Consider the following 25,278-nt stretch of genomic DNA (forward strand, 5'->3'; position numbering starts at 1 on the left):
GGCTGCTCGCCCGGAGTCAGCAGCAGGCCGGCCTCGCGCAGGCGCACGCCGCGCGCGATGCTGGCCGTCCACCAGACGATGAACGGGGCGGCGACCAGGCTGGCCGCCGCCACTGTCAGCCACGGCGACAGGCCCGCGCCCATCAAGGGGCCTAAGGCGGCCAAGGCCATGCCGATCAGCATCTCGGGCCAGTGGAAGGCCAGGGCGGCGCGACCGCTCAGGCGGCCTTCATCGCGCTGCTGGGCGGCCCAGCCGGCGTCGCGGCCCAGGGCCACCGACAGCAGGGCGCGGGTGTGGGCGGCCATGATGATTGGCGCGGTCAGGGTCGAGGCGAGGGTCTCCACCCCCACGCTGGCCAGGGCCCGCCAAGGCCCGCCGAACCGCCGCGCCTGGCCGTCGGCCAGCATCATCCCGTAGGACAGGAGCTTGGGCAGCAGCACGAAGGCTAGGCTGACGGCCAGCACGGCCGCGCCGGCTAGCGGATAGCCGCCGCCGTCCTCGCCCGCTTCGGGCGTCGACAGCAGGGCGCCGGTGACCACCAGGGCGATCCACAGCGGGGCCAGGGCGTAGCTCAGCACGCCACGCGCCAGGTGCAGGCGGCTGATCGGGTGCAGGCCCCTGGCGCCCAGCACGCCCAGATGCTGCAGATTACCCTGGCACCAGCGGCGGTCGCGGATCAGGTGGTCGATCAGGGTGGGCGGGCTTTCCTCGAAACTGCCGCCCAGAGCCGGGGCTAGCCGCACGCCCCAGCCGGCCCGGCGCAGGAAGGCGGCCTCGACGAAGTCGTGGCTCATGATGTGGCCGCCGAAGGGCTTTTTGCCTTTGAGGTGCGGCAGTCCGCTTGACTGCGCGAACGCCTCGACGCGCAGGATGGCGTTGTGGCCCCAGTAGTTGCCGTCGGCCCCGCTCCACCACGCCACGCCCCAGGCGGCCAGCGGGCCGTATAGGGTGTTGGCGAACTGCTCCAGCCGCCCGAACACCGTGCGGCGGCCGACGATGGTCGGAGCGGTCTGGATCAGGCCCAGCGCCGGTTCGCGCTCCATGGCCGCCGCCAGTCGCCACAGGGTCTGGGCGTCCATCAGGCTGTCGGCGTCCAGAACCACCATGTGGTCGTAGGCGCCGCCGTGCCGGCGCACCCAGTCGGCGATGTTGCCGGCCTTGCGGTCGATGTTCTCGGGGCGATGACGGTAGTAGGCGCGGGGGCCGATCCCGGCGCGCCGGAAGGCCGCGAAGCCGCGCTGCTCGTCGGCGACGACCTCGGGCCGGCGGCTGTCGCTGAGCACGACGATGTCGAAGAACGGCGTCAGGCCCAGGGCGTACAGCCGCGCCCGCATCTGGGTCAGCCGGGCGAAGAATGGCCCGACGTCCTCGTGATAGATCGGCGCCAGCAGGGCCGTGCGGGTGGTCAGGGCGCGCAGGGGCGCCCGGGCTGTCGTCGTCTCCCAGGCGTCGGCCTGTCGCGACAGCCACAGCCCGCCCAGGCTGGCGGCGAACGAGAAGGCCATCCAGCCGAACAACACCAGGATCAGGCCCACATGGGCGACCTCCAGCGGGTCCAGCCCGTCTGAAGCCATGGTCGCGGCGACCGTGAAGACGGCCAGACCCGTGCTCAGAACGCAGAAGGCGGCCAGGGTGACGCGGCGGCGGCCCAGGCCCGGCTCGGCCTCGAAGCGGCGCGGCCGCGCGGCGCGATGCAGGGGCTGGTCGGGCATGAAACGGGGCGCAGGCGGCGGGGCCACATCGATGTCGAACCCGGTTGCATCCTCGAAGGAACGCGCCTCAAGGTCGCGTCGTTGTAGCGAGTTGGTATAGGCGTGCATGGAAACCCCTTCGCCGCAGAAACACGTCCTCTGCGTCAAGGTTCCCGAGGTGTATCACCTCTATTGCATTAATGTTTCATCGCTTCATTTTTGAGCAACGACGCGATGAATACTCTCAGTAACTGGTTGATTTGACACGCGAAGGCCGAGTAACGGCCCTGAAAGCGCCGCAATTTCCGGAGCTCAGAAAGTCTGCCTCAGGCGGCTGCCCGGCTCTCGTCGGCGATGAAGTCCAGGCAGGTCGCGGCGACGTCCTCCCAGCCCGGCTCGCCCGGCAGCCAGTGGCTCATCGTCGGGAAGACTTCGCAGGATCCGCCCAGCCGCGCGGCGGTCTGGCGGACCGTGGCCGGCGGGTGGATCACGTCCTTGCCGCCGGCGATCGCCAGGGTCGGCACGCCCACGGGGCTGGCGCCGGTGGTCATGAACGGGTCCATGAACCAGTTCAGCGTCTCCCACAGCGCTCGGCCGCTTTCGGCGGTCATCTTGGCGTAGAGGGCCTTGCGCTCGTCGCGGGACAGGCGGTCCAGGGTGTAGCTTTCGACCACGCCGTAGTCGGGCGCGACGGCCTGCAGCCAGTAGGGGCCCAGGGCGTAGAGGCTGACGGCCGAAGCCGCTTCCTCCAGCGACGAGCCCGCGACGCCCCACGGCGGCGAGGGGGCCAGCAGGATCAGCCGCGAGACCGGCGCGCGCGCCGCCGCCATCTGGGCCACCAGCCCGCCCATCGAGTGGCCGATCAAAACCGGCGGCTCGTCGCAGGCCTCGCACAGGGCGGCGACCTGCTTGGCGTAGTCGATCATCGAACGGCCGGCGACCAGGGCCCCGTCGCCATGTCCCAGCAGGTCTGGAGTCTGGACAACGTGGCCGGCGGCCTCGAACGGCTGGCGGAACGCGTCGAACGTCCAGCCGCCGCAGAAGGCGCCGTGCACCATGATTACCGGAGTCGCCACGCGCGCCTCGCCCGCTGGCCCGGCCAAAGCGCCGGGCGAGCGGTGAGCCTACACGCTACTTCTTCGGCGCGGGTGAAGATTTGGCGGTCGATTTCGCCGCAGGGGCCTTGGCCGCCTTCGCGGGGGCAGGCGCCTTGGCGGCGGGCGCCGCTTTCGGCTTCGCGGCCGGCTTCGGCGCCGCGGCGGGTTTAGCCGCTTTCGGAGCCGGTGCGGCCTTGGCCGGAGCCTTGGTCGTCGCGGCCTTGGCGACCGGTGCGGCCTTGGCGGCGGGTTTCGCGGCGGTCGGCTTGGGCGCGGCGGTCTTGGCCGGAGCCTTGGCGGCGGCCGGCTTGGCCGCCGGCTTCGGCGCCGGGGCGGTCTTCACGGGCTTCGGCGCGGGCGCGGCCTTCGCAGCGGCCTTGGCGGGAGCCTTCGCCGTCGGAGCCTTGGCGGCGGCGGGCTTGGCCTCGGCCTTCGGCTTGGCGGCCGGCTTCGCAGCCGGGGCGGCCTTGGCGGTCTTCGGCGCGGGCGCGGCCTTGGCCGGAGCCTTCGCCGCGGGAGCCTTGGCGGCCGGAGCCGGCTTGGCGGCGGGCTTGGCTTTGGCCTTCGGCTTGGCGGGGGCCTTCGAGGCCGCCGGCTTGGCGGCCTTGGGCGCGGCTTTTGGAGCGGGCTTCGCCGCCGCCGTCTTGGCCGCCGTTGGGGCGACCGTCGGGGCGGCCGTCGGCGCGGCGGGCTTGGCGACCGGGGTCGGCGCGGGCGCGACCGGAGCCGGGGCGGGAGCCGGCGCGGGCTCCGCGGCTTTCACGGGTTCCGGCGCGGGTTTGGGCGCGGGCGCCGGGGCGGGCGTGGGCGCCGCGGTCGGGGCCGGAGCGGCTTTCGGCTTGCCCGTAAACCAGGCGATCACGTCGTCGAGAATGCTCATCGTGTTTGGCTCGTCTATGAGGTAATGGGCGTTGTTGGGGTAGATCTTTAGGTCGGCGGCCGGATATTTCCGGCCGACCAGGCGCACGTCCTCGAGAGGCGTGGTGCGATCCAGGGCGCCGGCCAGGACCAGCACTGGGATGGTCACTTTCGTGGCGTCGACATGGGCGGTCCTGTTCGGATCCTTGTGCGGCCAGGCCAGGTCGGCCAGCACCTGCCCGCTGTCATGGACCATGGTCGCGTACAGCGCGTCGTGGCGCGCGGGCGGCACGGCGTTCATGACCCCGAACTTGAAGCCCGGCTTCCACATCTTGCCCGCCCGGGTCTCGGGCTTGGACCGCAGGGCCATGTTCAGGAAGGTGAAGACCGGGGAGAGCTTGGGCTTGCCGCGGGCGTCGGCCGGCGAGGCGGGGGCGAACAGCACCAGGCGATCGGCGTGGCCGGCCTCGGCGATCTTCTGGGCGATCAGTCCGCCCATGGAGTGGCCGAAGACGATCGGCTTCTTGCCGTCCTCCTTGGCCAGGGCCTGGGCCAGGGCGCTCATCTCGGCGACATAGTCGGCCAGGGTCAGACCGGCCAGGCCCGCCCGGGGGCCATCGACCGTGCGCACGGCTGAACGGATGGTCGGCGCCACGACGCGATAGCCCTCGGCCCGCAGCCGCGCGGCCATGGGATCCCACACGTCACCAGCGCAACCGTAGCCGTGGATCAGCAGGATCGTGTCCGCCATTCCGTACTCCCCAGCGCCGGAAATCAGCCCCCGCGCGCGAACCCACCGAACGCGGAAACGACCTGTTCGTACACCGCGCGCTTGAAGGGTACGATCAGTTCGGGCGTTTCGTCGAGAGCGCCCCATTTCCAGGCGTCGAACTCGACATGGGCGTCGGCCTCAAGATCGATCTCGGACTCGTCGCCGACGAAGCGAAAAGCGAACCAGACCTGCTTTTGGCCCTTGAATCCACGAGCTTTTTTCGACGACGCGAAGTCAGCGGGGAAGTCGTAGATCAACCAGCCCTCGGTGCGGCCCAGATAGTCGATCGAGGTGACGCCGGTCTCTTCGGCCAGCTCGCGACGCGCCGCGGCCAGCAAATCCTCGCCTTCGTCGACTCCGCCCTGCGGAAATTGCCAGTTGTGGGGCGGCGGCTGGTTGTGCCGTTTGCCCAGCCAGACACGGCCGTCCGGGTGGAACAGCACGACGCCGACATTGGGGCGATGATCGGGATGGAGGTCGCCCAAATCTTGGGGAGGAGTTTGGCTGGCGCTCATCGCTTGGCCATGGCCGAGGCGGGGGCCAGTTGCAAGCCCCTCCCGGACAGGCCGGCGGCCCACAGGCGCACCTGGTTGATCGTCACCGGATAGGCGAAGCCCGAGCCCAGGGCCTGGCCGCGACCGGCGGCGCCGGCCTCCAGCATCTTCAGTTGGCCGTCGATCGAGCCGGCCGCCAGTTCGTCGTCGATGATCCGGTCGGCCGAGGCGCGCGGGATCGGGCCGCCGCGCAGGGACGCCTGGCCGTCGTCGATGAACGCCAGGCCGCGCGACTTCAGGGCCAGGGTGAAGGTGGTCATGGCCGTGTCGCTGGTGACGAACCGCGAGCCTAGATAGTTGGTCAGGCCGAAATAGCCGGTGGCGCGCGACATCAGCCATTCCAGCTTGCGCACCGTGTCCTCGGGGCGGTTCGAGGCGATCAGGGTGTAGGGGCCCGGATCGTTGGCGGGGTAGTCGACCGGCTCCATCGGCGCTTCGAGCAGCACTTCGTGACCGTGGCTGCGGGCCAGGTCGATCCAGCCCTGCAGGCCCTCGGCGTAGGGCGCGAACGACAGGGTGATCTCGGGCGGCAGGGTCTCGATGGCCGCGCGGGTGGTCTGGGGGTTCAGGCCCAGGCCGCCGATCACCAGGGCCACCTTCGGGCGGCCGTCGGCGGTGAACGGGCGGGCATAGGCGTCGGCGGCGGTGCGGCCGTCGGGCGCGATCATGGGCAGCACGCCGCCGCCCGGACCGGGCGCGGTGAGGCCGGCGATCGGCGCGGCGGGCAGGGGGCCGGTGGCCGAGGCGACCGGCGGCGGGGCGGCGATCGCGCCGGCCTCGGCGTCATCGGCCGGTTCGGGGTGGCTGAGGAACGGCAGGTTCGACAGGTCCAGCGCGCCGGGCAACAGCGGCGCCTCATGCTCGCCCTCGCCGACCAGGGCTTCGCGCCAGCCGGGCGGGATGTTCTTGGTCGTACCGATCTGGTCCAGCGCCACGCGCACCATCGGCGAGCCCTTGTTGGGATCGCCGGTGATCAGCACCAGCAGGGCGACGCTGAGCAGGAACAGAAAGGCCGCCGCAGCCGCGCCGATAAAGGGATTGGCCGCCGCCGCCAGGATCCTGGCGCGCAGGTCGCCGTCCTCGCGACCCGACGCGGGCGCGGTGGCGCTATAGGCGGGCTTGCGGGAGAACGACACGGCCATGGGGCAGGATTAGCCGGCAAGCGCCGAATATATGGTTAATGAAGGGTGCGACGGAATGCGCCGAAGCGGTGGAAGAGCGCGCTCGCGTGATCTTGGATCTCATCCAGGCCATGCTGGGTATTGTTCGAACTTGGAGGGGGCGTCTTGGATGTTCATGGCCATCGCTTGATCAGGGGTTTGACCCTTGTCACCGTCGCGGCTTGCATCGTGGGATGCGCGGCGAAGGCTCCCGCGCCGGCGCCCCGCCTGCATGGCTGGTGCCCTTCCAGGGCGCCGCGTGTCGAGATCCGCCTGACGAGCCCGGAAGGCTCCCGTGTCGTCGATGGGGACGTCGCGACGCGTTTCTATCCTGATCGCGCCGACCGTATGAACAAGTTCGGATCGGCCGTCGTGGATTGCCGTTACGCCGCGCACCAACCGGCGGAATGCGCGGTTGTGCGAGAAGACGGCGACTACGGCTTTGGACATGCCGCCGAACGCGCGGCGCTGAAGTTCCCCGTGCCGGCACGCCAGGATGGAATGATCCGCGTGCGGGTGGGCTTTGTGATGCTCGAACCGGGTCAGGGCGAGACCACGGCCAATTGCGATGACCTGCCGCCCCGCCCGCCGTTCACCGACGCGGCCGACGAGGCCAGATAGCGTCCTCTCCCGAAGGGGAAAGGACGCCTGGAGTCCTACTTCTTCTCGACGGGCGGACCCTTGCCGGCCGCGGCGGCGGCCTTGGCGGTGACTTCGGCGATCTTGGCCTGGGGCTTGGGCAGTTTCGGCACGGCCTGGACCGAGCCGGCCTTCAGCACGGCGATGGCGCGGTCCAGCTGGAAGTCGCCCTTCTTCTCGTCGAAGCCGGGCGGCGGCGCCTCGGCCGGCGTGTGGACGCCCTGGCGGGTCTTGCCCTCGTCGGCGTTCAGCGCGTTCTTGAAGCTGGCCTCGCTGAACCACACGCGGTTGGCGATGTCCTGGGCCTGGTCCTTGGTCTGGGCCACTTCCAGGTCGGGCGCGATGCCGGTCTTCTGGATCGAGCGGCCCGACGGCGTGTAGTAGCGCGCCGTGGTCAGTTTCAGCGCCCCATCGGCCCCGCCACGCAGCGGGATCACGGTCTGGACCGAGCCCTTGCCGAAGCTGGTGATGCCGACCAGCTCGGCGCGGTGACGGTCCTGAAGGGCGCCGGCGACGATTTCAGCGGCCGAGGCCGAACCCTGGTTGATCAACACCACCACCGGCAGGCCCTTCAGCAGGTCGCCGCCGGGCCGGGCGTTGTAGCGCTGGATGTCGCGCGGATCGCGGCCGCGCTGGCTGACCACCTCGCCGCCGTCCAGGAACACGCTGGAGACGCCCACGGCCTGGTCGAGCAGGCCGCCGGGATTGTTGCGCAGGTCGAAGATCAGCCCCTTCATGTTGGGGTTCTTGGTCTTCAGGTCGTTGATCGAGGCGGTCAGGGCCTCGGTGGCCTTCTCGTTGAAGCCGGGCAGGCGCACATAGCCGTAGTCGCCTTCCATGCGGGCGATGGCGGCCTTGGGCTTGATCACTTCGCGGGTCAGCTTGACGTCGAACGGGTCGGTCTTGTCGCGGGCGATGGTCAGGGTGACGATCTCGCCGGCCGGGCCGCGCATCTGCTTGACCGCCTCGTTGACGGTCAGGCCCAGCACCGATTGGCCGTTGACGGCGGTGATGTAGTCGCCGGCCTGGATGCCGGCCCGCGAGGCGGGCGTGCCGTCCATGGGCGAGATCACCTTGACCACGCCGTCCTCGCTGGTGACCTCGATGCCCAGCCCGCCGTACTCGCCGCGGGTGGTATCCTGCATGTCCTCGAAGCTGTCGGGCGACAGGTAGCCGGAATGCGGGTCCAGGCTGGTCAGCATGCCGTCCAGCGCCGCCTCGATCAGCTTCTTGTTGTCGACCTCCGACACGTACTGGGCGTCGACCGTCTGCAGGACGTCGCCGAACAGTTCGAGCATCTTATAGGTCTCGCCCTTGGTCGAGCTGGTCGCCTGGGCGATGGGACTGACATAGGCCATGGTCCCCGCGCCGAGGACGAAGGCCGAAACACCGATGAGCAGATACTTGCGCATGTGGCCTGGAAGGCTCCCTGACGACGCGAAGCGTCGCATTAAAACTCGTCGTTCCGCTCAAGCTGAGGCGGACCTTTGTTCATTTGACGGCCATCATCGCTGAAAAAGCCGTTTACCGCGATCCCCTACCGAGAACCTTGTTTCAACCAACGCTCCGGATCGACCGGGGCGCCGTCTTCCCGAACCTCGAAATAGAGTTCTGGCTCCTCGGAACCATGATCCGCCATCCGGCCAACCGTCGCGCCGGGTGCGACAGATTGTCCGGATCCGACGGAAACCTCGTCCATTCCCGCCAGCACCAGATGGTAGGCGCCCTGGGCGCGCAGGATCAAGACCGTGCCCCAGCCGCTGAGCGGTCCGGCGTATTCGACCACCCCGGCGGCGGGACTGGCCACCACGTGACCTTTTTCCGTGCTGATCGTCAGGCCGGTCGCGCGACCGCCGGCCGGCATGGCCTGGCCGAAGCGGCGGGTCAGCACCCCGGGGGCGGGCGACCTCAACGTCAGGGGGCCGGTGGCGGGCTTGGGAGCCAGGCCGTCGGTCAGGGCGCCCAGGGTGGCCTGGTCGCCGGTCAGGGCTTCTTGCGCATAGGCGCGCTCGAGCTGGGTCTTCTCGACGATCATCCGCTCCAACTCGCCCTTGCGGTCGGCGACCAGGCTCTCGGCGGTGAACAGCTGCTCGGAGGCGGCGGCGGCCTCGCGGCGCAGGGCCGAGACGGCGCGGGCCTGGCGGGCGTAGCCGTCGGCGCGGGCCTGCAGCTCGGGCGTCATGGCGCGGATCAGGATCGCGGCCCGCACCGCGTCGCGGGCGTCGCCTGGGCTGACCAGCAGGGCCGGCGGCGGATCGCGACGGAAGAGCTGCAGGGCGCTGAGCAGCCGGGCCAGCTGGCCCCGGTCGCGGCCCAGTTCGCCGACCAGGGCCGACTCGCGCTGGTGCAGGGCCTCCAGACGCGCGCGCTTGAGGCCGACGTCGTCGCCGGCGTCGACCCGCTGGCGGCCCAGGGCGTCCAGCTCGCCGCGCAGGTCGACGATCTCGCGGCGGGTGTCGGCGGCGGCCTGTTCGTCTTTCATTTTCTGGCTTGGGAGCGCCTTCTGGCCGACCTGGGCCGCGACGAGTCCGCCGGCGCCGACGAGGGCGACCAGGAGGCTGGCGGTGATCAGGGCGACGCGGCGCGACATGGAAGGATGAATGCCCGCATTGGGTTGCAGCGACAACCGGTTCTCGCGCCTACCTCGGAACCGCTAATCCCGATGGTACGGCGAGCCCGCCAGGATGGTGACGGCGCGATAGACCTGCTCGGCCAGCATGGCCCGGGCCAGGGCGTGCGGCCAGGTCTGGGGTCCGAAGGCCAGCATCTCGTGGGCGGTGGAGAGGATCGAGGGATCCAGGCCGTCGGCGCCGCCGATCAGGAACACGATTTTGCGGTGGCCGTCGTCGCGCAGCCGGCCCACATGCTCGGCGAAGGCGCGGCTGGGCCGCACCTTGCCGTGCTCGTCGCAGGCGATGACATAGGCGCCCTCCAGATGCGGACGCAGCACCTCGGCCTCGGCGGCCTTGCCGGGCTTGCGGGCCTCGACCTCGACGATCTCGACCGGACCCAGCGCCAGGGCGCGACCGGACGCGGTGGCCCGGGACGCATAGTCCACGGCCAACTGCGCCTCGACCATGCGGCCGAGCTTTCCGACGGTGAGGATGGTGATCTTCATGGCGACCAGCCAGGGCAGGGCCTGGCGTCCCCCGGCCGGGCCGGGGGAGACGAAGCGGTTTAGTTCGACGCCATCCGGTGCGGCGCGTCGACGGCCCAGATCTTCTCGATGTTGTAGAACGAGCGGACTTCGGGGCGGAACAGGTGGACCACCACGTCGCCGGCGTCGATCAGCACCCAGTCGCAGTGCGGCAGGCCTTCGACCCGCGCCTTGCCGAAGCCCTCTTCCTTGAGGGCGCGGATGATGTGGTCGGCCAGGGCGCCGACGTGACGGTGCGAACGGCCGGACGCCACGATCAGGCTGTCGGCGACCGAGCTCTTGTCCGTCAGGTCGATGTGGACGATGTCCTGGGCCTTGTCGTCGTCGAGACGCGACAGGATCAGGGTTTCGAGCGCCTTGATACTCAGGTCCAGGGCGGTCTCTTTGGCCGAGGTTTCGGTGGAAACCGGTCCCTCGTGCGCCGTCGGCGCGGGGTCGCTACGCAGCGGAAATGCTCCTTGATGGGGTTCGCGCAATCGCTCCCATAGCACGGATGACTCGAAAAGATGAGGGGGAACGTGGAAATGGGCGATTCGAGCGCACCTGACCCTTCTCCCCCAGCAGGAAGAGGATCAGCCCTTGGTCTGCCGCTTCCGCAGCGCCGTCGACGAGGCGTAGTTCAGCGGACCGGTCAGGTAGACCCAGGCGGGCGCGGTCGCGTCGGCCAGGATCGCCGCGGCGCTGGCCGGGCGGCGGGCCCAGGCGAAGCGGCGGGCGGCGGGCGAGGTGCGGGCCTTCAGGGCCGCCCAAGGCCGCGAGATCACCGCTACGGGGACCTCGCGCATGATCTGGGTCCAGCCCCGCCAGCGATGGAAGGTGGCCAGGCTGTCGGCCCCCATGATCCAGACGAACTTCACGCCCGGATAGCGGGCCCGCAGCACGCGCAGGGTGTCGATCGTGTATTGCGAGCCCAGCTGCGTCTCGGCGTCGGAGACGATCATGCCGGCCCCGCGCGCCCATTTGCGGGCCCCGGCCAGGCGCTCGGCCAGGGGGCGGGTCTCGTGCGACGACTTCAGCGGGTTCTGCGGCGAGACCAGCCAGATCACCTTGTCCAGCTTCAGGCGATGCAAGGCGGTCTCGGCGACGTGGGCGTGACCCTCGTGCGCCGGGTTGAAGCTGCCGCCGAACAGCCCCACGCGCATGCCCGGCTCCAGATGGAATCCGAGCCGCTGCGCGCTTGGCCGACCGGCCTCAGGGACGAGTCTGGCCGGTCCCGCGAACCACATACTTGAACGTCGTCAGTTGCTCGGCCCCGACCGGGCCGCGGGCGTGAAGTTTGTCGGTGGCGATGCCGATCTCGGCCCCGAAGCCGAACTCGCCGCCGTCGGCGAACTGGGTCGAGGCGTTGATCAGCACGATGGCGCTGTCGACCAGGGCCACGAACCGCTCGGCCGCCGCCGCGTCCTCGGTGAGGATCGCGTCGGTGTGGCCCGAGCCGTAGGCGGCGATGTGGGCGGCCGCGCCCTCCACCCCGTCGACCACGGCGACAGAGATGGTCGGCGCCAGGTATTCGGTCGACCAGTCGGCCTCGACCGCCGGCGTCATGGAGGGCTCGATGGCCCGGGAGGGGCCGTCGCCGCGCAACTCGCAGCCGGCCTTGATCAGGGCGTCGGCGATCGGCGGCAACAGCTTGGCGGCCGCCGCGCGGTCGACCAGCAGCGTCTCGGCCGCGCCGCACACCGACACGCGGCGCATCTTGGCGTTCAGCACGATGTCGACGGCCTTCTTCGGATCGGCCGCGGCGTGGACGAACACGTGGTTTAGGCCTTCTAGGTGGCCCAGCACCGCGACCCGCGCTTCCTGCTGGACCCGCGCCACCAGGTTCTTGCCGCCCCGGGGGATGATCAGGTCGATCGTGCGGTTCAGGCCGCTCAGGATGGCGCCGACGGCGTCGCGGTCGGGCGTGCGGACGATCTGCACCGCGTCGGTCGAGATCCCCGCCGCCTTCAGCCCCTTGGCGATCGCCGCGTGGATGGCGAGGTTGGAATTGATGCACTCCGACCCGCCGCGCAGGATCACCGCGTTGCCCGAGCGGACGCACAGCGCGGCGGCGTCGGCCGTGACGTTGGGCCGGCTCTCGAAGATCATGGCGATCACGCCGATCGGGGTGCGCACCCGGGCGATATCCAGGCCGTTGGGACGCGTCCAGCGGGCGGTCTCGACGCCCAGGGGGTCGGGGATGGCCGCGACGGCCTCGACGCCGGCGGCGACGCCTTCCAGGCGCTCGGCGTTCAGCATCAGCCGCTCGACCATCGGCGCGGTCAGGCCGCCGGCCCCGGCCTTGTCGAGGTCGCGGGCGTTGGCGGCCAGGATCGCGGGCGCGTCGGCGCGGATGGCGACGGCCATGGCCTTGAGGGCGGCGGTGCGCTGGTCTGGCGTGGCCACGCGCAGAGCCTGCGCCCCATGCCGAGCCGCCTGTCCCATCGCCGTCATCGTCGCCTGCAAGCTCATGCCCGCGTCGTCCATCGCCTTCATCCGATCCCGGATATGCTCAGAGTGAGCCTTACCTAGGCGCTTTGGAGCGGCGGGGGAATGGGGAAAGGGTGGTGGGGGTGTTAGCGGGGCTGTTGGGGGAAGAGGAATTGCGGAGAGGTTCAACCCTCGACCTATCGCCGGAACGGCCGAGATCTGACTAGCCCGACGACCAAGTAAGCGACGGCTATGACGACCCCGAAACCAATGAAGATTTTGGCCCGAAAACCATCGCCACTATCGAGAAACTCGCCCCCGGCATTGAGCAGATATAGTGATGTCGTGATCATTCCGACGGCGAACAGAAGGCCTCGTACAGTGATAGGAATAAGCGCGAAGCCGATGCGAGCGAACCAAGGATCATTCTGCATTTCGGTCGAGAGCTTAGATATGACGAGGCCGCACGTCTAGCTCACCGTCCGACAATGTCCCTCTCGTACCCATCCGCCAGAGCAGGCTCGCCTCCAAGGTTTTAAGGCGTGGCCTCGCGGCTGCAGGCTTTCTTGACCCCTCTCCCTGAGGGAGAGGGGTCAAGAAGCGCGCCCTTCCACCGCGCCCCATCCCCAGCCTATCGTCCTCCCGACCACCTAGGGGGACCCACATGCCGACACCCGCCCGCCTCCGCCGCGCGACCCTCGCCCTGCTGGCCCTCTGCGCGCTCGCCCTGACCGCGCCCGCCGCCGAGGCCGGCCCGCGCGAAAACGACCTGGCCCTGCCCATCGGCGGCAAGCCCGGCCCGCTGGACGCCATCACCGACGTGGCCGGGGTCGAGGTGGGGCAGACCACGCTGATCTCCGGTTCGGGCAAGCTGGTCGTCGGCCAGGGGCCGGTGCGCACCGGGGTGACGGTGGTGCTGCCGCGCGGCAAGGACGACGCCGATCCGGTGTTCGGCGCCTGGTTCACCCTGAACGGCAACGGCGAGATGACCGGCACCACCTGGCTGCAGGAAGGCGGCTATCTGGAGGGACCGGTGGCGATCACCAACACCCACAGCGTCGGCGTGGTCCGCGACGCGGTGATCCAGTGGGAGCTGTCGCGCAAGACGGTGCTGCAGCCCTGGTGGCTGCCGGTGGTGGCCGAGACCTATGACGGGATGCTCAACGACATCAGCGGCTTCCACGTGAAGCCCGAGCACGTGCTGGCCGCGCTGGACGCCGCCAAGGGCGGGCCGGTCCAGGAGGGTTCGGTCGGCGGGGGCACGGGCATGGTCTGCCTGCACTTCAAGGGCGGCATCGGCACCGCCTCGCGGGTGCTGCCGGCCAAGCAGGGCGGCTACACCGTCGGCGTGCTGGTGCAGTGCAATTTCGGCGGGCGCAAGGACCTGCGCATCGCCGGCGTCCCCGTGGGCGAGGCGATTCCCGACCTTATGCCTTGCATCGCCAACGGCGCGCCGCTGTCGCCGGCCCAGCCGCGCCTGAAGGCCTGCGACGCGACGCCGGCGGCGCGCGGCCAGGCGCTGGCCGAGCCCGATGAACCGCGCGAACAGGGCTCGATCATCGTCGTGGTCGCCACCGACGCCCCGCTGATGCCCCATCAGCTGAAGCGCCTGGCCACGCGGGTGGCGCTGGGCGTGGGACGGCAGGGCGGCTTCGGCGGCAACGGTTCGGGCGACATCTTCCTGGCCTTCTCGACGGCCAATCCCAAGGTTTGGGCGGCTGAAGATGTGTCGTCGGTGAAGATGCTGAGCAACGACCAGCTGGATCCGCTGTTCAAGGCCACCGCCCAGGCGACCGAGGCGGCGATCACCAACGCCCTGCTGGCGGGCCAGACCATGACCGGCGCCGACGACGTCCGAGTCTACGCGATGCCGGTGGACCGGATGCTGGACGCGATGAAGCGCTACGGGCGGGAGCCGAAATAAATTCAATAGGACCCTATCGATCGGCGTCGAGACGGCCTATCTGGTTGCCGTAGGGGGAACGCCATCGTCGTAGAGCTGTACGCCCGTGCCTGATCGCCTGCCGCCGCCCCGTCTCCGCGTCCCGCCCCTCGGCCTGGACGCCGGATCATGGTGAGGCTGCGCCGACGGGGCTTGGCGTCGATCAATTCCGAGGTCCGCGACGGCATCGTGCCCGCCGCCGGCGACGTGGCCCTGACGCCCGGCGCGCCCGGGATCGACCATGGCGGGACGCGCGCCTATCGCGTCGTGGCCCTGATCATCGCCTGCGCCCTGTTCATGGAGCAGATGGACGCCACGGTGCTGGCCACCGCCCTGCCGACCATGGCTCGCGACTTCGGCGTGCCGGCCCCCAGCCTCAGCTCGGCCCTGACCGCCTATCTGCTGGCCCTGGCCATCTTCATTCCCGCCAGCGGGCGCCTCGCCGACCGGTTCGGCTCCAAGACCGTGTTCCGCCTGGCGATCATCGTCTTCGTGGCCGGGTCGGTGCTGTGCGGCCAGGCCACGAACCTGGAGTTCCTGATCGCCGCGCGCTTCCTGCAAGGGGTGGGCGGGGCGATGATGATCCCGATCGGGCGGCTGGTGCTGCTGCGCTCGGTGGCCAAGCAGGACATGGTCTCGGCGATGTCGTGGCTGATCATGCCGGCCCTGATCGGCCCGATCGTCGGCCCGCCGATCGGCGGCTTCATCGTCACCTACCTGGACTGGCGGTGGATCTTCTATCTGAACATTCCCATCGGCCTGCTGGGCGTGGTGCTGGTGACCCTGTTCATCGGCGAGGTGCGCGGCGACAAGCCGCCCTCGACCGATTTCACGGGCTTTCTGCTGTCGGGCGTGGCGCTGGGCTGCCTGCTGTTCGGCTTCGAGATGACCAGCCGCAGCGGCGAGCTCGCGCCGGCGCTGGCGCTGATCGCGGTCGGCCTGGTCGCCGGCGCGCTCTACATCCGCCACGCCCATCGCCGGCCTGACCCGATCCTGGACCTGACCCTGATGGCCGTGCCCTCGTTCCGGCTGTCGGTGATCGGCGGCTCGCTGACCCGCATCACCCAGGGCGCTCAACCGTTCCTGCTGCCGCTGATGCTGCAGCTGGGGTTCGGCATGAGCGCGGCCGTCAGCGGCACGATCACCATCGCCGGGGCCATCGGCTCGCTGGCCATGAAGGGCCTGGCGCCGCGCGTGCTCAAGCGTTTCGGCTTCCGCGACAGCCTGATCGTCGCCGGCCTGGCGGCCAGCGCCGGCTACGCGATCTGCGGCTTCTTCCGGCCGACCTGGCCCGTGCCGGTGATCTTTCTGACCCTGATGGTCAGCGGCTTCTTCATGTCGTTCCAGTTCACCGCCTACAACACCATCGCCTATGACGAGATCCCGCCCGAGCGGATGAGCGCGGCGACCAGCTTCTACGCCACCTTCCAGCAACTGATGCTGTCGCTGGGCATCTGCGTGGGGGCCGGGGCGCTGCACGTGGGCATGCTGCTGGGCGGGGCGGCCAATCCCCGCCTGCGCGACTTCACCCTGGCCTTCCTGGTGGTCACCGCCGTTTCGGCCTCGGCCACGGTCTGGAACCGGCGGTTCTCGCCGCACGCGGGGGCCGAGCTGAGCGGGCACGGGGCGCCGGAGGCCAAGCCCCAGCGCGGCTGAGGCCGGGCTTCTCCCGATGGACGCCCGCCGGCTTCCCTGCCACCGTCCCCCGGCCGGACGATGACCCGGCGTCGCGGCGAGGGCCCCGTGGACTTCATGAAACTCCTGCGCAGCTTCGAAGAGTTCCTCTTCGAGGCGACGTCGTGGCTGGTCTTCTATCCGCTGACCCTGTGGCGGGTGCTGGTCAAGCCGCTGGAGACCATGGCCTATTCCGACAGCGAGCAGGGCGACGACGAAACCGGACGCTACGACGACGCCCTGACGCCGCCGCTGTTCCTGCTGATCACCGTGGTGCTGATGAACGGCATCGCCATGGCCGCGCATCTGCCCCAGGCGCACGGGACCGGGACGCTGCAGCATGCGATCTTCAACTCGCCCCAGAACGCGGCTCTGTTTCGCGCCCTGATCTTCAGCCTCATTCCGCTGGTCGCCGCCGTCACCCTGCTGCGCCGCCAGGGGATCCGGCTGTCGCGCGAGAGCCTGCGGGCGCCGTTCTACGCCCAGTGCTACCTGGCCGGGCCGTGCGCGGTGTTCCTGATCGGCGGCGGGATCATCTTCATGCGCCACGACATCGCCAACGTCTTCGGCGCGGGCCTGATGCTGGCCGGCCTGGCCTGGTTCCTGATCGCCCAGACCCGCTGGTTCGCCAGCCGCCTGGCGATCAAGACGCTGCCGGCCGTGGGGATCGCGCTGTGGGCGTGGGTGCAGGCGCTGGTGTTCTTCGCCGCGATCATGACGCCGGTCGTCCTGCTCTGACGGCGTGAACTCGTCTGTTTAGGAAACCAACCTTCTTAAATCGGGTGACGCCGCCCGCTTCCTCCGTCTAGGGTCCCGGCCAAAGTCGGAGGAGAAAGCCATGCGTCTTGGATTGGTGCTGACCGCGATCGCGGCGTTGGCCGTTTCTCCCGCCCTGGCCCAGGACAAGTCGCCTTACGAGGCCGTCGATCCCTTCATCGGCACGGGCGGCGACGGCCACACCTTCCCCGGCGCGGTCGCCCCGTTCGGCATGGTGCAACTGAGCCCCGACACCGACATCCTGCCGTTCAAGCAGAGCTACGCCCGCGCCGCCGGCTATCGCTACAGCGACCCGACGATCCTGGGCTTCTCGCACACTCACTTTTCGGGTTCGGGCCATTCGGACTTGGGCGACATCCTGCTGGCCCCGGTCAGCGGCGAGGCCAAGCTGGAACCCGGCGAGGCCGACAAGCCGGGCTCGGGCTACCGCTCGCGCTTCAGCCACGACGGCGAGATCGCCCAGCCCGGCTACTACGCGGTGGCCCTGACCGACAGCCAGGTGCGGGCCGAGCTGACCGCCGGCCTGCGCACCGGGATGCACCGCTACACCTTCGCCAAGGGCGCGCGCGCCCAGGTGCTGCTGGACCTGCGCACCTCGATCTACAACTATCCGGGCAAGGTCAGCTGGTCACGGATCCGTGTCGCCGACGACGGCACGGTGACGGGCCTGCGCGAGACGCGCGGCTGGGCCCCGGGCCGCCAGCTCTATTTCGCCATCCGCTTCGACCGGCCGCTGGTCGGCAAGGCGCTGTACAACAAGGAAGACGGCGTCCCCTACAAGGGCTTCGCCCAGCCGGGGCGCACCGCCTTCGACCGCGCCCAGATGGAGGGCCGGGCGCTGGTCGGGGTCTTCGACTTCGGGACGATCGACGGGCCGCTGGTCGCCAAGGTGGCCCTCTCGTCGGTCAGCGAGGAGAACGCGGTCCTGAACCTCTCCAGCGACGAGAAGGGCTTCGACTTCGACGGCCTGCGGGCCCGCACCAAGGCCGATTGGGAAAAGGCCCTGGGCGCGGTCGAGATCGCCGCTCCGGCCGAGACGCGCACCAGCGTCTACACCGCCCTCTATCATTCGCTGCTGGCCCCCAGCGTGTTCAGCGACGTCGACGGCCGCTATCGCGGGCCCGACAACGAGGTCCACACCGCAAAGGGTTTCACCTTCCACTCGACCTTTTCGCTGTGGGACACCTTCCGCGCCGAGCATCCGCTGCTGACCCTGGTGCAGCCGGAAAAGCGCACCAGCGACGTGGTCAATTCGCTGATCGCCTCGCAGCAGGAGAGCCCGTACGGGATCCTGCCGGTCTGGCAGTTCCACGGCCAGGAGACCTGGACGATGATCGGCTACCACGCCGTGCCGGTGATCGCCGACGCTTACATGAAGGGCATCCGGGGCTTCGACGAGACGGCCGCCCTGAACGCCATGGTCAAGAGCGCCACCTACGCGCCCTACGGCGGTCTCGGCGACTACATGGCGCTCGGCTACGTGCCGATCGACAAGGAGCCGGAGGCCGCCTCCAAGACCGTCGAATACGCCTATGACGACTGGACCATCGCCCGCATGGCCAAGGCCATGGGGCGGAACGACGTCGCCGCGACCTTCGAGAAGCGGGCCGGGAACTGGCGCAACAGTTTCGACGTCAAGACCGGCTTCCTGCGGGCCCGCAAGAGCGACGGGACCTACCGCACGCCGTTCGACCCGACCGCGATCAACTATGGCAGCGACTACACCGAGGGCAACGCCTGGCAATATTCGTGGTTCGCGCCGCAGGACCTGGGCGGGATCGTCGGACTGCTGGGCGGCGACGCGGCGACGGTGAAGAAGCTGGACGCCATGTTCGACTTCGACAACTCCAAGCTCGACTATTCCCACGCCGAGGACATCGCCGGCCTGATCGGTCAGTACATCCACGGCAACGAGCCCAGCCACCACGTGGCCTACATGTACGACTACGCCGGCGCCCCCTGGCGCACCCAGGCCCGGCTGACCCAGATCGTGAAGAGCCAGTACAAGCCCACGCCGGACGGCTTGGCCGGCAATGACGACCTGGGCCAGATGTCGGCCTGGCTGGTGTTCACATCGCTGGGCTTCTACCCGGTGGCGCCGGGCTCGAACGAATACGTCATCGGCCGGCCGTTCGTCGAAAGCGCTGTGCTGAACCTGCCCAACGGCAAGCGGTTCACGGTGAAGGCCGTGGGGCTGTCGGACAGCGCGCCCTACGTGAGTTCGGTGACGCTGAACGGGAAGCCGCTGACGCGGAGCTTCGTGAAGGACGCCGAGATCCGAGCGGGCGGGGAACTGGTGTTCACGATGAGCGCCACGCCGAACAAGACCTGGGCGAGCGGGGTGAAGGACCGGCCGATGTCGATGACGGTATACAAATAAAGCCTCCCCCTGTGGGGGAGGTGTCGGCGAAGCCGACGGTGGGGGAGTGATCGGTAGACGACCACAACCCGGACCGGCAACCCTAAAACTCCCCCCACCGATCGCTTCGCGATCGCCTCCCTCACAGGGGGAGGCTTGAGGGGGCCTACCCCCCCACCGCCAAATCATCGGCGTGGATCATCGGGCCCTCCGTGAAGCCCAGCTCGCCTTCGATGGCGTCCGAACGCAGGCCGGCGATGCGGTGGGCGTCGGCGCTGTCGTAGCGGACCAGGCCCCGGGCCACTTCGCGGCCGGTCTCGTCGCGTACGCGGACCGCGTCGCCCTTGTCGAACGGACCCTCGACGGCGCGGACGCCGGCCGACAGCAGGCTCTTGCCCTTGACCAGGGCGGCGGCGGCGCCGGCGTCGACGGTCAGCCAGCCCTGCGGGGCCAGCGAGCCGGCGATCCAGGCCTTGTAGGCGGCGGCGGGGCTGGCGCCGGCCTCGATCACGGTGGCCTTGGCCCCGTCCTCGATGGCCTGCAGCGGCGCGGGACGCGAGCCCAGGGTGATCAGGGTGGCGCAGCCGGCGGCCCGGGCGATCCGGGCGGCGGCGATCTTGGTGGCCATGCCGCCGGTGCCGACCCCGGCCGAGGCGTTGGCGCCCTCGGCCATGCCGGCGATCTCGGGCGTGATCTCGCTGACCCGCTCGATGTGGGTGGCGGTCGGATCGCGGCGCGGGTCGGCGGTGTAGAGGCCGTCGATGTCGGACAGCAGCACCAGGAGGTCCGCGCCGACCATCTGGGCCACGCGGGCGGCCAGGCGGTCGTTGTCGCCGTAGCGGATTTCCTCGGTCACCACCGTGTCGTTCTCGTTGACCACGGGGATGACGTTCAGGGCGATCAGGGTCTCGGCGGTGGCGCGGGCGTTCAGCCAGCGGCGGCGCACCTCGGTGTCGTCGCGGGTCAGCAGGATCTGGGCGGCGCCGACGCCGTGCGGCTCCAGCGCCTCTTCCCAGGCCCGCATCAGCACCGACTGGCCGGCGGCGGCGGCGGCCTGCTTCTCGGGCAGGGTCAGGGACTTGGCGCCCGTCAGGCCCAGGCGCCGGCGGCCCAGGGCCACGGCCCCGGACGAGACCACGACCACCTGCTGGCCACGCGCCCTCAGCCGGGCGACGTCGGCGCAGAAGGCGTCCAGCCAGGCGCGATCGGCCGCGCCCGTGGCGGCGTCGACCAGCAGGGCCGAACCGACCTTGAAGACGATCCGCTTGGCGCGCGTGAGCGCTCCCCCAGAAGCGCTCATTACGGCTGCCAGCCCCCGGGGGTTTCCTCCTCGGGCGCCTCGTCGATCGCCGCCTCGGCGGGGGTCTCGCCCCGACGGATGCGCACCTGGGTGAAGGCCGCGCGCAGCAGCTCGGTGACGCCCTTGCCGGACACGCCGGAGACCAGCATCGGCTTGATGCCGGAGACGGCCTCGAGTTCGGCGCGCTTGGCTTCCAGCGTCTCGGGATCCAGCGCGTCGATCTTGTTCAGCGCCAGGATCTCGGACTTGTCGGCCAGCTCGTCGCCATAGGCTTCCAGCTCGGCGCGGATCGTGGTCCAGGCGGTGGCGATGTCGTCTTGCGTGCCGTCCACCAAGTGGATCAGCACGGCCGAGCGCTCGACGTGGCCCAGGAACCGGGTGCCCAGGCCCGCGCCTTCGCTGGCGCCCTCGATCAGGCCGGGAATGTCGGCCATCACGAAGCGCTCGCTGGTGGACAGGTCCACCATGCCCAGGTTCGGGGTCAGGGTGGTGAAGGGGTAGTCGGCGATCTTCGGCTTGGCGGCGCTGGCGGCGGCCAGGAAGGTCGACTTGCCGGCGTTGGGCAGGCCGACCAGGCCGACGTCGGCGATCAGCTTCAGCCGCAGCCAGACCCACAGCTCCTCGCCTTCCTGACCCGGATTGGCGAACTTCGGGGCCTGGTTGATCGGGCCCTTGAAGTGCAGGTTGCCCCAGCCGCCGTTGCCGCCCTTGGCCAGGCGCAGCGTCATGCCGGCGGTGTCCATGTCGGCGATCAGGGTTTCCTTGTCCTCCTCCAGCACCTGGGTGCCGACGGGGACCTTCAGGATCACGTCTTCGCCCGCCGCGCCGTGGCGCGCGCGGCCCATGCCGTGGATGCCCGTCCCGGCCTTGAAGTGTTGCTGATAGCGGTAGTCGATCAGGGTGTTGAGGCCCTCGACCGCCTCGATCCACACGTCGCCGCCTCGTCCGCCGTCACCGCCGTCGGGGCCGCCGTATTCGATGTACTTCTCGCGTCGGAACGAGACCGCGCCGCCGCCGCCGTTGCCGGAGCGCACGTAGATTTTGCACTGGTCCAAGAATTTCATGAGCGTCTTTTGTCTCAAGGCGGCTTTCGCGTCGAGCCGAAACCGGCCCAAGGCCAAGTCTCACAAGCGTTCAGCCGCCAAAATTCGGTTGTTTAAGCGCCGCTTCACCATGCCGAACCATGTTCGCCATCGTGACGAAATGTTAAAAGAGATCATGCGACAAACGGTCCTATGAGGAAACCGACGGGACTATTGCGCGGGGAGGGGTGGCGTTGACGACGATTTCTGACGCCGATTTTGCGCAGGACCTTCAGGAGCTGACACTGCCGACCCTGTGTCGGAAGTACACTCATGAAGCGTCGCTTCATCGGAACATGTTGATGAGCCGTGGCACGGGCCTGGCTCCCGAATGGCGCGACTTCCGCGCCTTCCTGGGCGAGATCGGCCGCCGGCCGACCGACGAGCACGACTTCGTCCTGCTCAATCGCCACGAACGCACCTATGGGCCCGGACGCGCCAGCTGGATGACGGCCGACGAACAGGCCGCCCACGAGGAAGAGTTCGACCGCCAGCAGGCCGCCAAGAGCCGCGAAACCCATCAGCTGCTGCACCAGGCCGCGGCGATGAAGCGCGCCCAGGCCCCGAACGCCCCGAACTTCGGCCAATGGACGCCGATGGCCGGTCGCCAGGTGTCCTACACCGAGGTGGCCAAGCGCCTGGCGATCCCGATCAACGCCCTGAACAAGACCATGGCCGATGGCCGCTCGGCCGACGAACTGGTCAAGCGCTCGGGCTCGGCCCAGGAGCTGATCAATCCCGACCTGCAGTGGCTGCCGCCGGATCCGTCGCGCAAGGCCAACTTCTTCGAGGCCTTCCGCATCTGGCACATGCAGGTGCAGCCGCAGTTCGCCCGCGCCGCCACCCCGACGTTCCTGTTCCTCTACATCGCCTTGCCGGTGATGAAGGAGTGCCGTGACGAGCTGATGGGCCTGAATCTGTGGAATCCGCTGGGTCAGCGGGCCATGAACGCCCGCGACAGCCATGTCTCGTGGAAGAAGTACTGCGAGTTCATGCCCCGCGCCCAGGTGGCGATGATGGAAATCCCGATCTACGCGACCTATTCGCTGCTCAGCGACCTGGACGCCTTGTGCGAGCGGATCATCGTCGCCGAAAAGCGCTTCCGCGAAGGCCCGCAGAAGGTCATCGCGACGCACCGCGCGGCTTAGGATGTTTCTCTCCCTCCCCTTCATGGGGAGGGGGGAGCAGCGAAGCTGTGGGTGGGGCTTCGCCGTCACCCTTGAATCATCGAACCCCACCCGACCCCTTCGGGGCCACCCTCCCCACAAGGGGGAGGGAAGAGCGCCTACGCTAAGCCAGCCACACCATCATCCGGGTCGCCGCGGGCTCGCCGCGGGCGATCGACGGCTTGTGCTCGACGACGCCGGTGTAGAGGAAGCCGGCCTTGATCAGCACCTGGCCCGAGGCCGGGTTGTCGGCGAAGTGGCCGGCGACGACGATCTTCTTGCGCCAGTCGTTCTTGGCCCAGGCCAGGGCGCCGTGAGCGGCTTCCGTCGCCAGGCCGCGCCCCCAGTAGGGTCGGCCGACCCAGTAACCGACCTCCAGGTGGCCGACCGGCGGCGTGAAGAAGCCAAGCACCCCGACCACGCCCTCGTCCTCCAGGTCGATGACGAAGGTGGAGTCCTTGGTCCGGTCCTGGACCTGGCAACGGGCCACGAAGGTGTCGGCGTCGGCCTGGCCGTAGGGCCAGGGCATGCGGGTGGTCATCTTGGCGATCGCGTAGTCGCCGCACAGCGTCGCGATCCGCGACGCGTCCTCGATCCGAGGCGCGCGCAGCGTCAGCCGCCGCGTTTCTATGGTCGGACTTTTCTCGATCACACACATGGCGCGTCCTCCCGTTCTCGGTCCTTCTAGGTAGGGACCGTGACGCTCGGATTTCAGGCCTGGGGTCCTTTTGCGGCCAAGAAATTCGAACGCGGACAAAACAAAAGCGGGGAGCCCGGCGTTCCGGACTCCCCGCTTAGGTTCGTCTGTCCGGATCGTCTTTCTTGAAGAAAGCGCGACCCGGTTTCTACGCGGTTCGCGCTATTCGGCGGCCTGGGCCACCGGCGCTACGTTCACGTAGGTCCGATTGTTGCGCTTGGTGACAAAAGCCACCGCGCCTTCGATGAGCGCGAAGAGGGTATGGTCCTTGCCAATACCGACGCCAGCGCCCGGATAGAACTTGGTGCCGCGCTGGCGGATGATGATGTTGCCGGCGGCCACTTTCTGACCACCGAACTTCTTCACGCCAAGACGGCGGCCAGCTGAGTCGCGGCCGTTGGAGGACGAACCACCAGATTTCTTGTGAGCCATTGTGCTCTCCTGATCCTTAGAGGCGCAGCCGGTTAGGCTTCGCCGTCTTCCTTGGCGGCGGCCTTCTTAGGCGCGGCCTTCTTTTTCGGGGCGGCGGTCGGCTCGGCGTGTTCGACCACGACGGCTTCAACCTTCGGCGAAGACTTGGAGGCCTTCTTGACGACGGTTTCGGCTTCGACCTTGGCCGGGATCACGGCCGGCACGGCGGCGTCGCCGAGGCCGCGAGCGCGGGCGTTCAGGATGACCTTCGGGGTCAGGTCGATGACGCCTTCCCACTTGGTTTCCTTGCCGCCGCCGGCGACCGAGGTCACGCGGATGACCGACTCGGTCTGGCGGTGGCCGCGGGTGCGGCGATAGCCTTGGCGGCGGATCTTCTTGAAGATCTTCACCTTCTCGCCCTTGCGGGTTTCGAGAAGGGCGCCGGTCACGACAGCCCCTTCAACGAGGGGGGCGCCGACCGTCACGGCCTCGCCTTCGCCAAGCATCAGGACTTCGCCGAAAGCGACTTCCGAGCCCGGTTCACCGTCGAGCTTTTCGACAACCAGCAGGTCGCCGGCTTGGACCCGGTACTGCTTGCCGCCGGTTTTGATCACCGCGTACATAGGTTAGCGCCTTAAGAAACGTGCGTTCGCAAAATAGGGAACGCCCGCGAGGAAACCCAGCGGGCGAGGGGGCGGACTTATACAGGCCAAGCCCCGTGAGTCAACGGCCGGATGCGGCTTTCCGGCAACCATTGCGAGTCATATCAGGGCTGGCGTGTTACAATATAACAGTCTAAAGGTCGGCGTGTGAACACGACCTTCTTCGCCTCCATCGCCGCCACCGGTTTCGCCGTGGCCTTCCTGCACGCGGCTCTGCCGACGCACTGGCTGCCGTTCGTGCTGGTCGGGCGGGCGCAGAAGTGGAGCACGGGCCGCACGCTGGGCGTCACCCTGCTGGCGGGCCTGGGCCATGTGAGCCTGACCATCCTGCTGGGCCTGGCGGTGGTGGCCGCGGGCCTGGTGGCCCAGCCGCATCTGGGCGACTCGTTCCACTGGCTGGTGGGCGCCCTGATGGCTGGCCTCGGCGTCTTCTATCTGCTGCGCGGCCGCCACAAGCACGCGACGATGGACGGGACCCGCAAGTTCGCCTCCGACCGCGCCGCCATCACCGCCTTGGTGGTGCTGCTGACCCTGTCGCCGTGCGAGGCCTTCCTGCCTTATTATCTGGCGGGCATGGAGCACGGCGTGGCCGGCTTCCTGACCCTGAGCGCGGTGCTGCTGACAGCCACCTCGGCCGGCATGCTGGTGTTCACGGGCCTCAGCCTGGCCGGCTTCAACCGCCTGGGCCTGGAGCGGCTGGAGCAGTACGAGGAGCTGATCCTCGGCGGCGCCCTGATCGCGATCGGCGCGGCCGTGGCGTTCCTCAAGACATAGAGCACCTGATTTTAGATCTGCTCACCCCGGCGAACGCCGGGACCCAGATCCCAAAGTGGGGACGCTGATGGGTGAGCGCGGCGTTCAAGGAGCCCAC

General features: G+C 69.2%; 22 protein-coding genes and 1 pseudogene. 7 read left to right on the forward strand and 16 right to left on the reverse strand.

The window, feature by feature from the left end:
• Window positions 1–2: 2 nt before the first annotated feature.
• From mdoH to G3M62_RS01460, 5 genes and pseudogenes are all read right to left on the reverse strand, one after another.
• Window positions 3–1,820: pseudogene (gene mdoH, locus G3M62_RS26425) on the reverse strand (glucans biosynthesis glucosyltransferase MdoH); the annotation flags it as partial.
• Window positions 1,821–2,017: 197 nt separating this feature from the next.
• Window positions 2,018–2,767, reverse strand: a complete 750-nt coding sequence (locus G3M62_RS01445; RefSeq protein WP_165184127.1) for an alpha/beta fold hydrolase — start codon at window positions 2,765–2,767, stop codon at window positions 2,018–2,020.
• A gap of 55 nt (window positions 2,768–2,822) precedes the next feature.
• Window positions 2,823–4,397, reverse strand: coding sequence for an alpha/beta hydrolase (locus G3M62_RS01450; RefSeq protein ID WP_165184129.1), 1,575 nt, complete (start codon window positions 4,395–4,397; stop codon window positions 2,823–2,825).
• A gap of 23 nt (window positions 4,398–4,420) precedes the next feature.
• Window positions 4,421–4,933 (reverse strand): RNA pyrophosphohydrolase, encoded by a 513-nt coding sequence (locus tag G3M62_RS01455; RefSeq protein ID WP_425483819.1) that lies wholly within the window; start codon window positions 4,931–4,933, stop codon window positions 4,421–4,423.
• The gene (locus G3M62_RS01460) at window positions 4,930–6,114 is read right to left on the reverse strand and encodes a divergent polysaccharide deacetylase family protein (protein WP_165184130.1); all 1,185 of its coding nucleotides are present in this window, start codon (window positions 6,112–6,114) and stop codon (window positions 4,930–4,932) included. The genes G3M62_RS01455 and G3M62_RS01460 overlap by 4 nt, the downstream gene beginning before the upstream one ends.
• A gap of 177 nt (window positions 6,115–6,291) precedes the next feature.
• Here G3M62_RS01460 and G3M62_RS01465 point away from each other — a divergent pair, with 177 nt between their 5' ends.
• Window positions 6,292–6,753 (forward strand): energy transducer TonB, encoded by a 462-nt coding sequence (locus G3M62_RS01465; protein ID WP_165184132.1) that lies wholly within the window; start codon window positions 6,292–6,294, stop codon window positions 6,751–6,753.
• Window positions 6,754–6,788: 35 nt separating this feature from the next.
• On the opposite strand, the gene G3M62_RS01470 is transcribed toward G3M62_RS01465, so the two are convergent.
• The 6 genes from G3M62_RS01470 to G3M62_RS01495 all read right to left on the reverse strand — a co-directional run bounded on the left by G3M62_RS01470 (window position 6,789) and on the right by G3M62_RS01495 (window position 12,394).
• Window positions 6,789–8,183: a S41 family peptidase gene (locus G3M62_RS01470; RefSeq protein WP_165184133.1), complete on the reverse strand. Its 1,395-nt coding sequence runs from the start codon at window positions 8,181–8,183 to the stop codon at window positions 6,789–6,791.
• A gap of 125 nt (window positions 8,184–8,308) precedes the next feature.
• Window positions 8,309–9,361, reverse strand: coding sequence for a murein hydrolase activator EnvC family protein (locus G3M62_RS01475; protein WP_165184135.1), 1,053 nt, complete (start codon window positions 9,359–9,361; stop codon window positions 8,309–8,311).
• 63 nt (window positions 9,362–9,424) lie between these two features.
• Entirely contained in the window at window positions 9,425–9,889 is a 465-nt protein-coding gene (rlmH, locus tag G3M62_RS01480) for a 23S rRNA (pseudouridine(1915)-N(3))-methyltransferase RlmH (RefSeq protein ID WP_165184137.1), read from the reverse strand.
• Between the two features lie 59 nt (window positions 9,890–9,948).
• Entirely contained in the window at window positions 9,949–10,374 is a 426-nt protein-coding gene (gene rsfS / locus G3M62_RS01485) for a ribosome silencing factor (protein ID WP_165191160.1), read from the reverse strand.
• 126 nt (window positions 10,375–10,500) lie between these two features.
• The gene (locus tag G3M62_RS01490; protein ID WP_165184138.1) at window positions 10,501–11,154 is read right to left on the reverse strand and encodes a nicotinate-nucleotide adenylyltransferase; all 654 of its coding nucleotides are present in this window, start codon (window positions 11,152–11,154) and stop codon (window positions 10,501–10,503) included.
• Window positions 11,120–12,394, reverse strand: coding sequence for a glutamate-5-semialdehyde dehydrogenase (locus tag G3M62_RS01495; protein ID WP_165184140.1), 1,275 nt, complete (start codon window positions 12,392–12,394; stop codon window positions 11,120–11,122). The genes G3M62_RS01490 and G3M62_RS01495 overlap by 35 nt, the downstream gene beginning before the upstream one ends.
• A 607-nt stretch (window positions 12,395–13,001) precedes the next feature.
• Between G3M62_RS01495 and G3M62_RS01500 the strand changes: the two genes are divergently transcribed.
• The 4 genes from G3M62_RS01500 (at window position 13,002) to G3M62_RS01515 (ending at window position 19,110) form a co-directional block, all read left to right on the forward strand.
• Window positions 13,002–14,261, forward strand: coding sequence for a DmpA family aminopeptidase (locus G3M62_RS01500; protein WP_165184142.1), 1,260 nt, complete (start codon window positions 13,002–13,004; stop codon window positions 14,259–14,261).
• 147 nt (window positions 14,262–14,408) lie between these two features.
• On the forward strand, window positions 14,409–15,935 hold the full coding sequence (locus tag G3M62_RS01505; protein ID WP_165184143.1) for a DHA2 family efflux MFS transporter permease subunit: 1,527 nt from the start codon (window positions 14,409–14,411) through the stop codon (window positions 15,933–15,935).
• A 96-nt stretch (window positions 15,936–16,031) separates the two neighbouring features.
• On the forward strand, window positions 16,032–16,691 hold the full coding sequence (locus tag G3M62_RS01510; protein ID WP_165184145.1) for a permease: 660 nt from the start codon (window positions 16,032–16,034) through the stop codon (window positions 16,689–16,691).
• 100 nt (window positions 16,692–16,791) lie between these two features.
• On the forward strand, window positions 16,792–19,110 hold the full coding sequence (locus tag G3M62_RS01515; RefSeq protein WP_165184146.1) for a GH92 family glycosyl hydrolase: 2,319 nt from the start codon (window positions 16,792–16,794) through the stop codon (window positions 19,108–19,110).
• Window positions 19,111–19,255: 145 nt separating this feature from the next.
• Here G3M62_RS01515 and proB read toward each other — a convergent pair whose 3' ends face one another.
• Both proB and obgE read right to left on the reverse strand, forming a co-directional pair.
• Window positions 19,256–20,389 (reverse strand): glutamate 5-kinase, encoded by a 1,134-nt coding sequence (gene proB, locus G3M62_RS01520; protein ID WP_165184148.1) that lies wholly within the window; start codon window positions 20,387–20,389, stop codon window positions 19,256–19,258.
• The gene (gene obgE, locus G3M62_RS01525; RefSeq protein WP_165184149.1) at window positions 20,389–21,453 is read right to left on the reverse strand and encodes a GTPase ObgE; all 1,065 of its coding nucleotides are present in this window, start codon (window positions 21,451–21,453) and stop codon (window positions 20,389–20,391) included. Before obgE ends, proB begins: the two co-directional genes overlap by 1 nt.
• A 320-nt stretch (window positions 21,454–21,773) precedes the next feature.
• On the opposite strand from obgE, the gene G3M62_RS01530 reads away from it, so the two are divergent.
• Window positions 21,774–22,619 (forward strand): hypothetical protein, encoded by an 846-nt coding sequence (locus tag G3M62_RS01530; protein WP_246263425.1) that lies wholly within the window; start codon window positions 21,774–21,776, stop codon window positions 22,617–22,619.
• Window positions 22,620–22,761: 142 nt separating this feature from the next.
• Here G3M62_RS01530 and G3M62_RS01535 read toward each other — a convergent pair whose 3' ends face one another.
• The 3 genes from G3M62_RS01535 to rplU form a co-directional block, all read right to left on the reverse strand.
• Window positions 22,762–23,295, reverse strand: a complete 534-nt coding sequence (locus G3M62_RS01535) for a GNAT family N-acetyltransferase (RefSeq protein WP_165184153.1) — start codon at window positions 23,293–23,295, stop codon at window positions 22,762–22,764.
• Window positions 23,296–23,496: 201 nt separating this feature from the next.
• A complete protein-coding gene (gene rpmA / locus G3M62_RS01540) occupies window positions 23,497–23,766 on the reverse strand; it encodes a 50S ribosomal protein L27 (protein ID WP_165184154.1) in 270 nt (89 codons plus the stop codon).
• A gap of 32 nt (window positions 23,767–23,798) precedes the next feature.
• Complete coding sequence (gene rplU, locus G3M62_RS01545; protein WP_165184156.1) at window positions 23,799–24,368, reverse strand: 50S ribosomal protein L21; 570 nt, start codon at window positions 24,366–24,368, stop codon at window positions 23,799–23,801.
• A gap of 186 nt (window positions 24,369–24,554) precedes the next feature.
• On the opposite strand from rplU, the gene G3M62_RS01550 reads away from it, so the two are divergent.
• Window positions 24,555–25,181, forward strand: coding sequence for a hypothetical protein (locus tag G3M62_RS01550; RefSeq protein WP_165184158.1), 627 nt, complete (start codon window positions 24,555–24,557; stop codon window positions 25,179–25,181).
• Window positions 25,182–25,278: the final 97 nt, after the last annotated feature.

Origin of the sequence: Caulobacter soli (assembly GCF_011045195.1) — a bacterium.
GTDB classification, from domain to species: domain Bacteria; phylum Pseudomonadota; class Alphaproteobacteria; order Caulobacterales; family Caulobacteraceae; genus Caulobacter; species Caulobacter soli.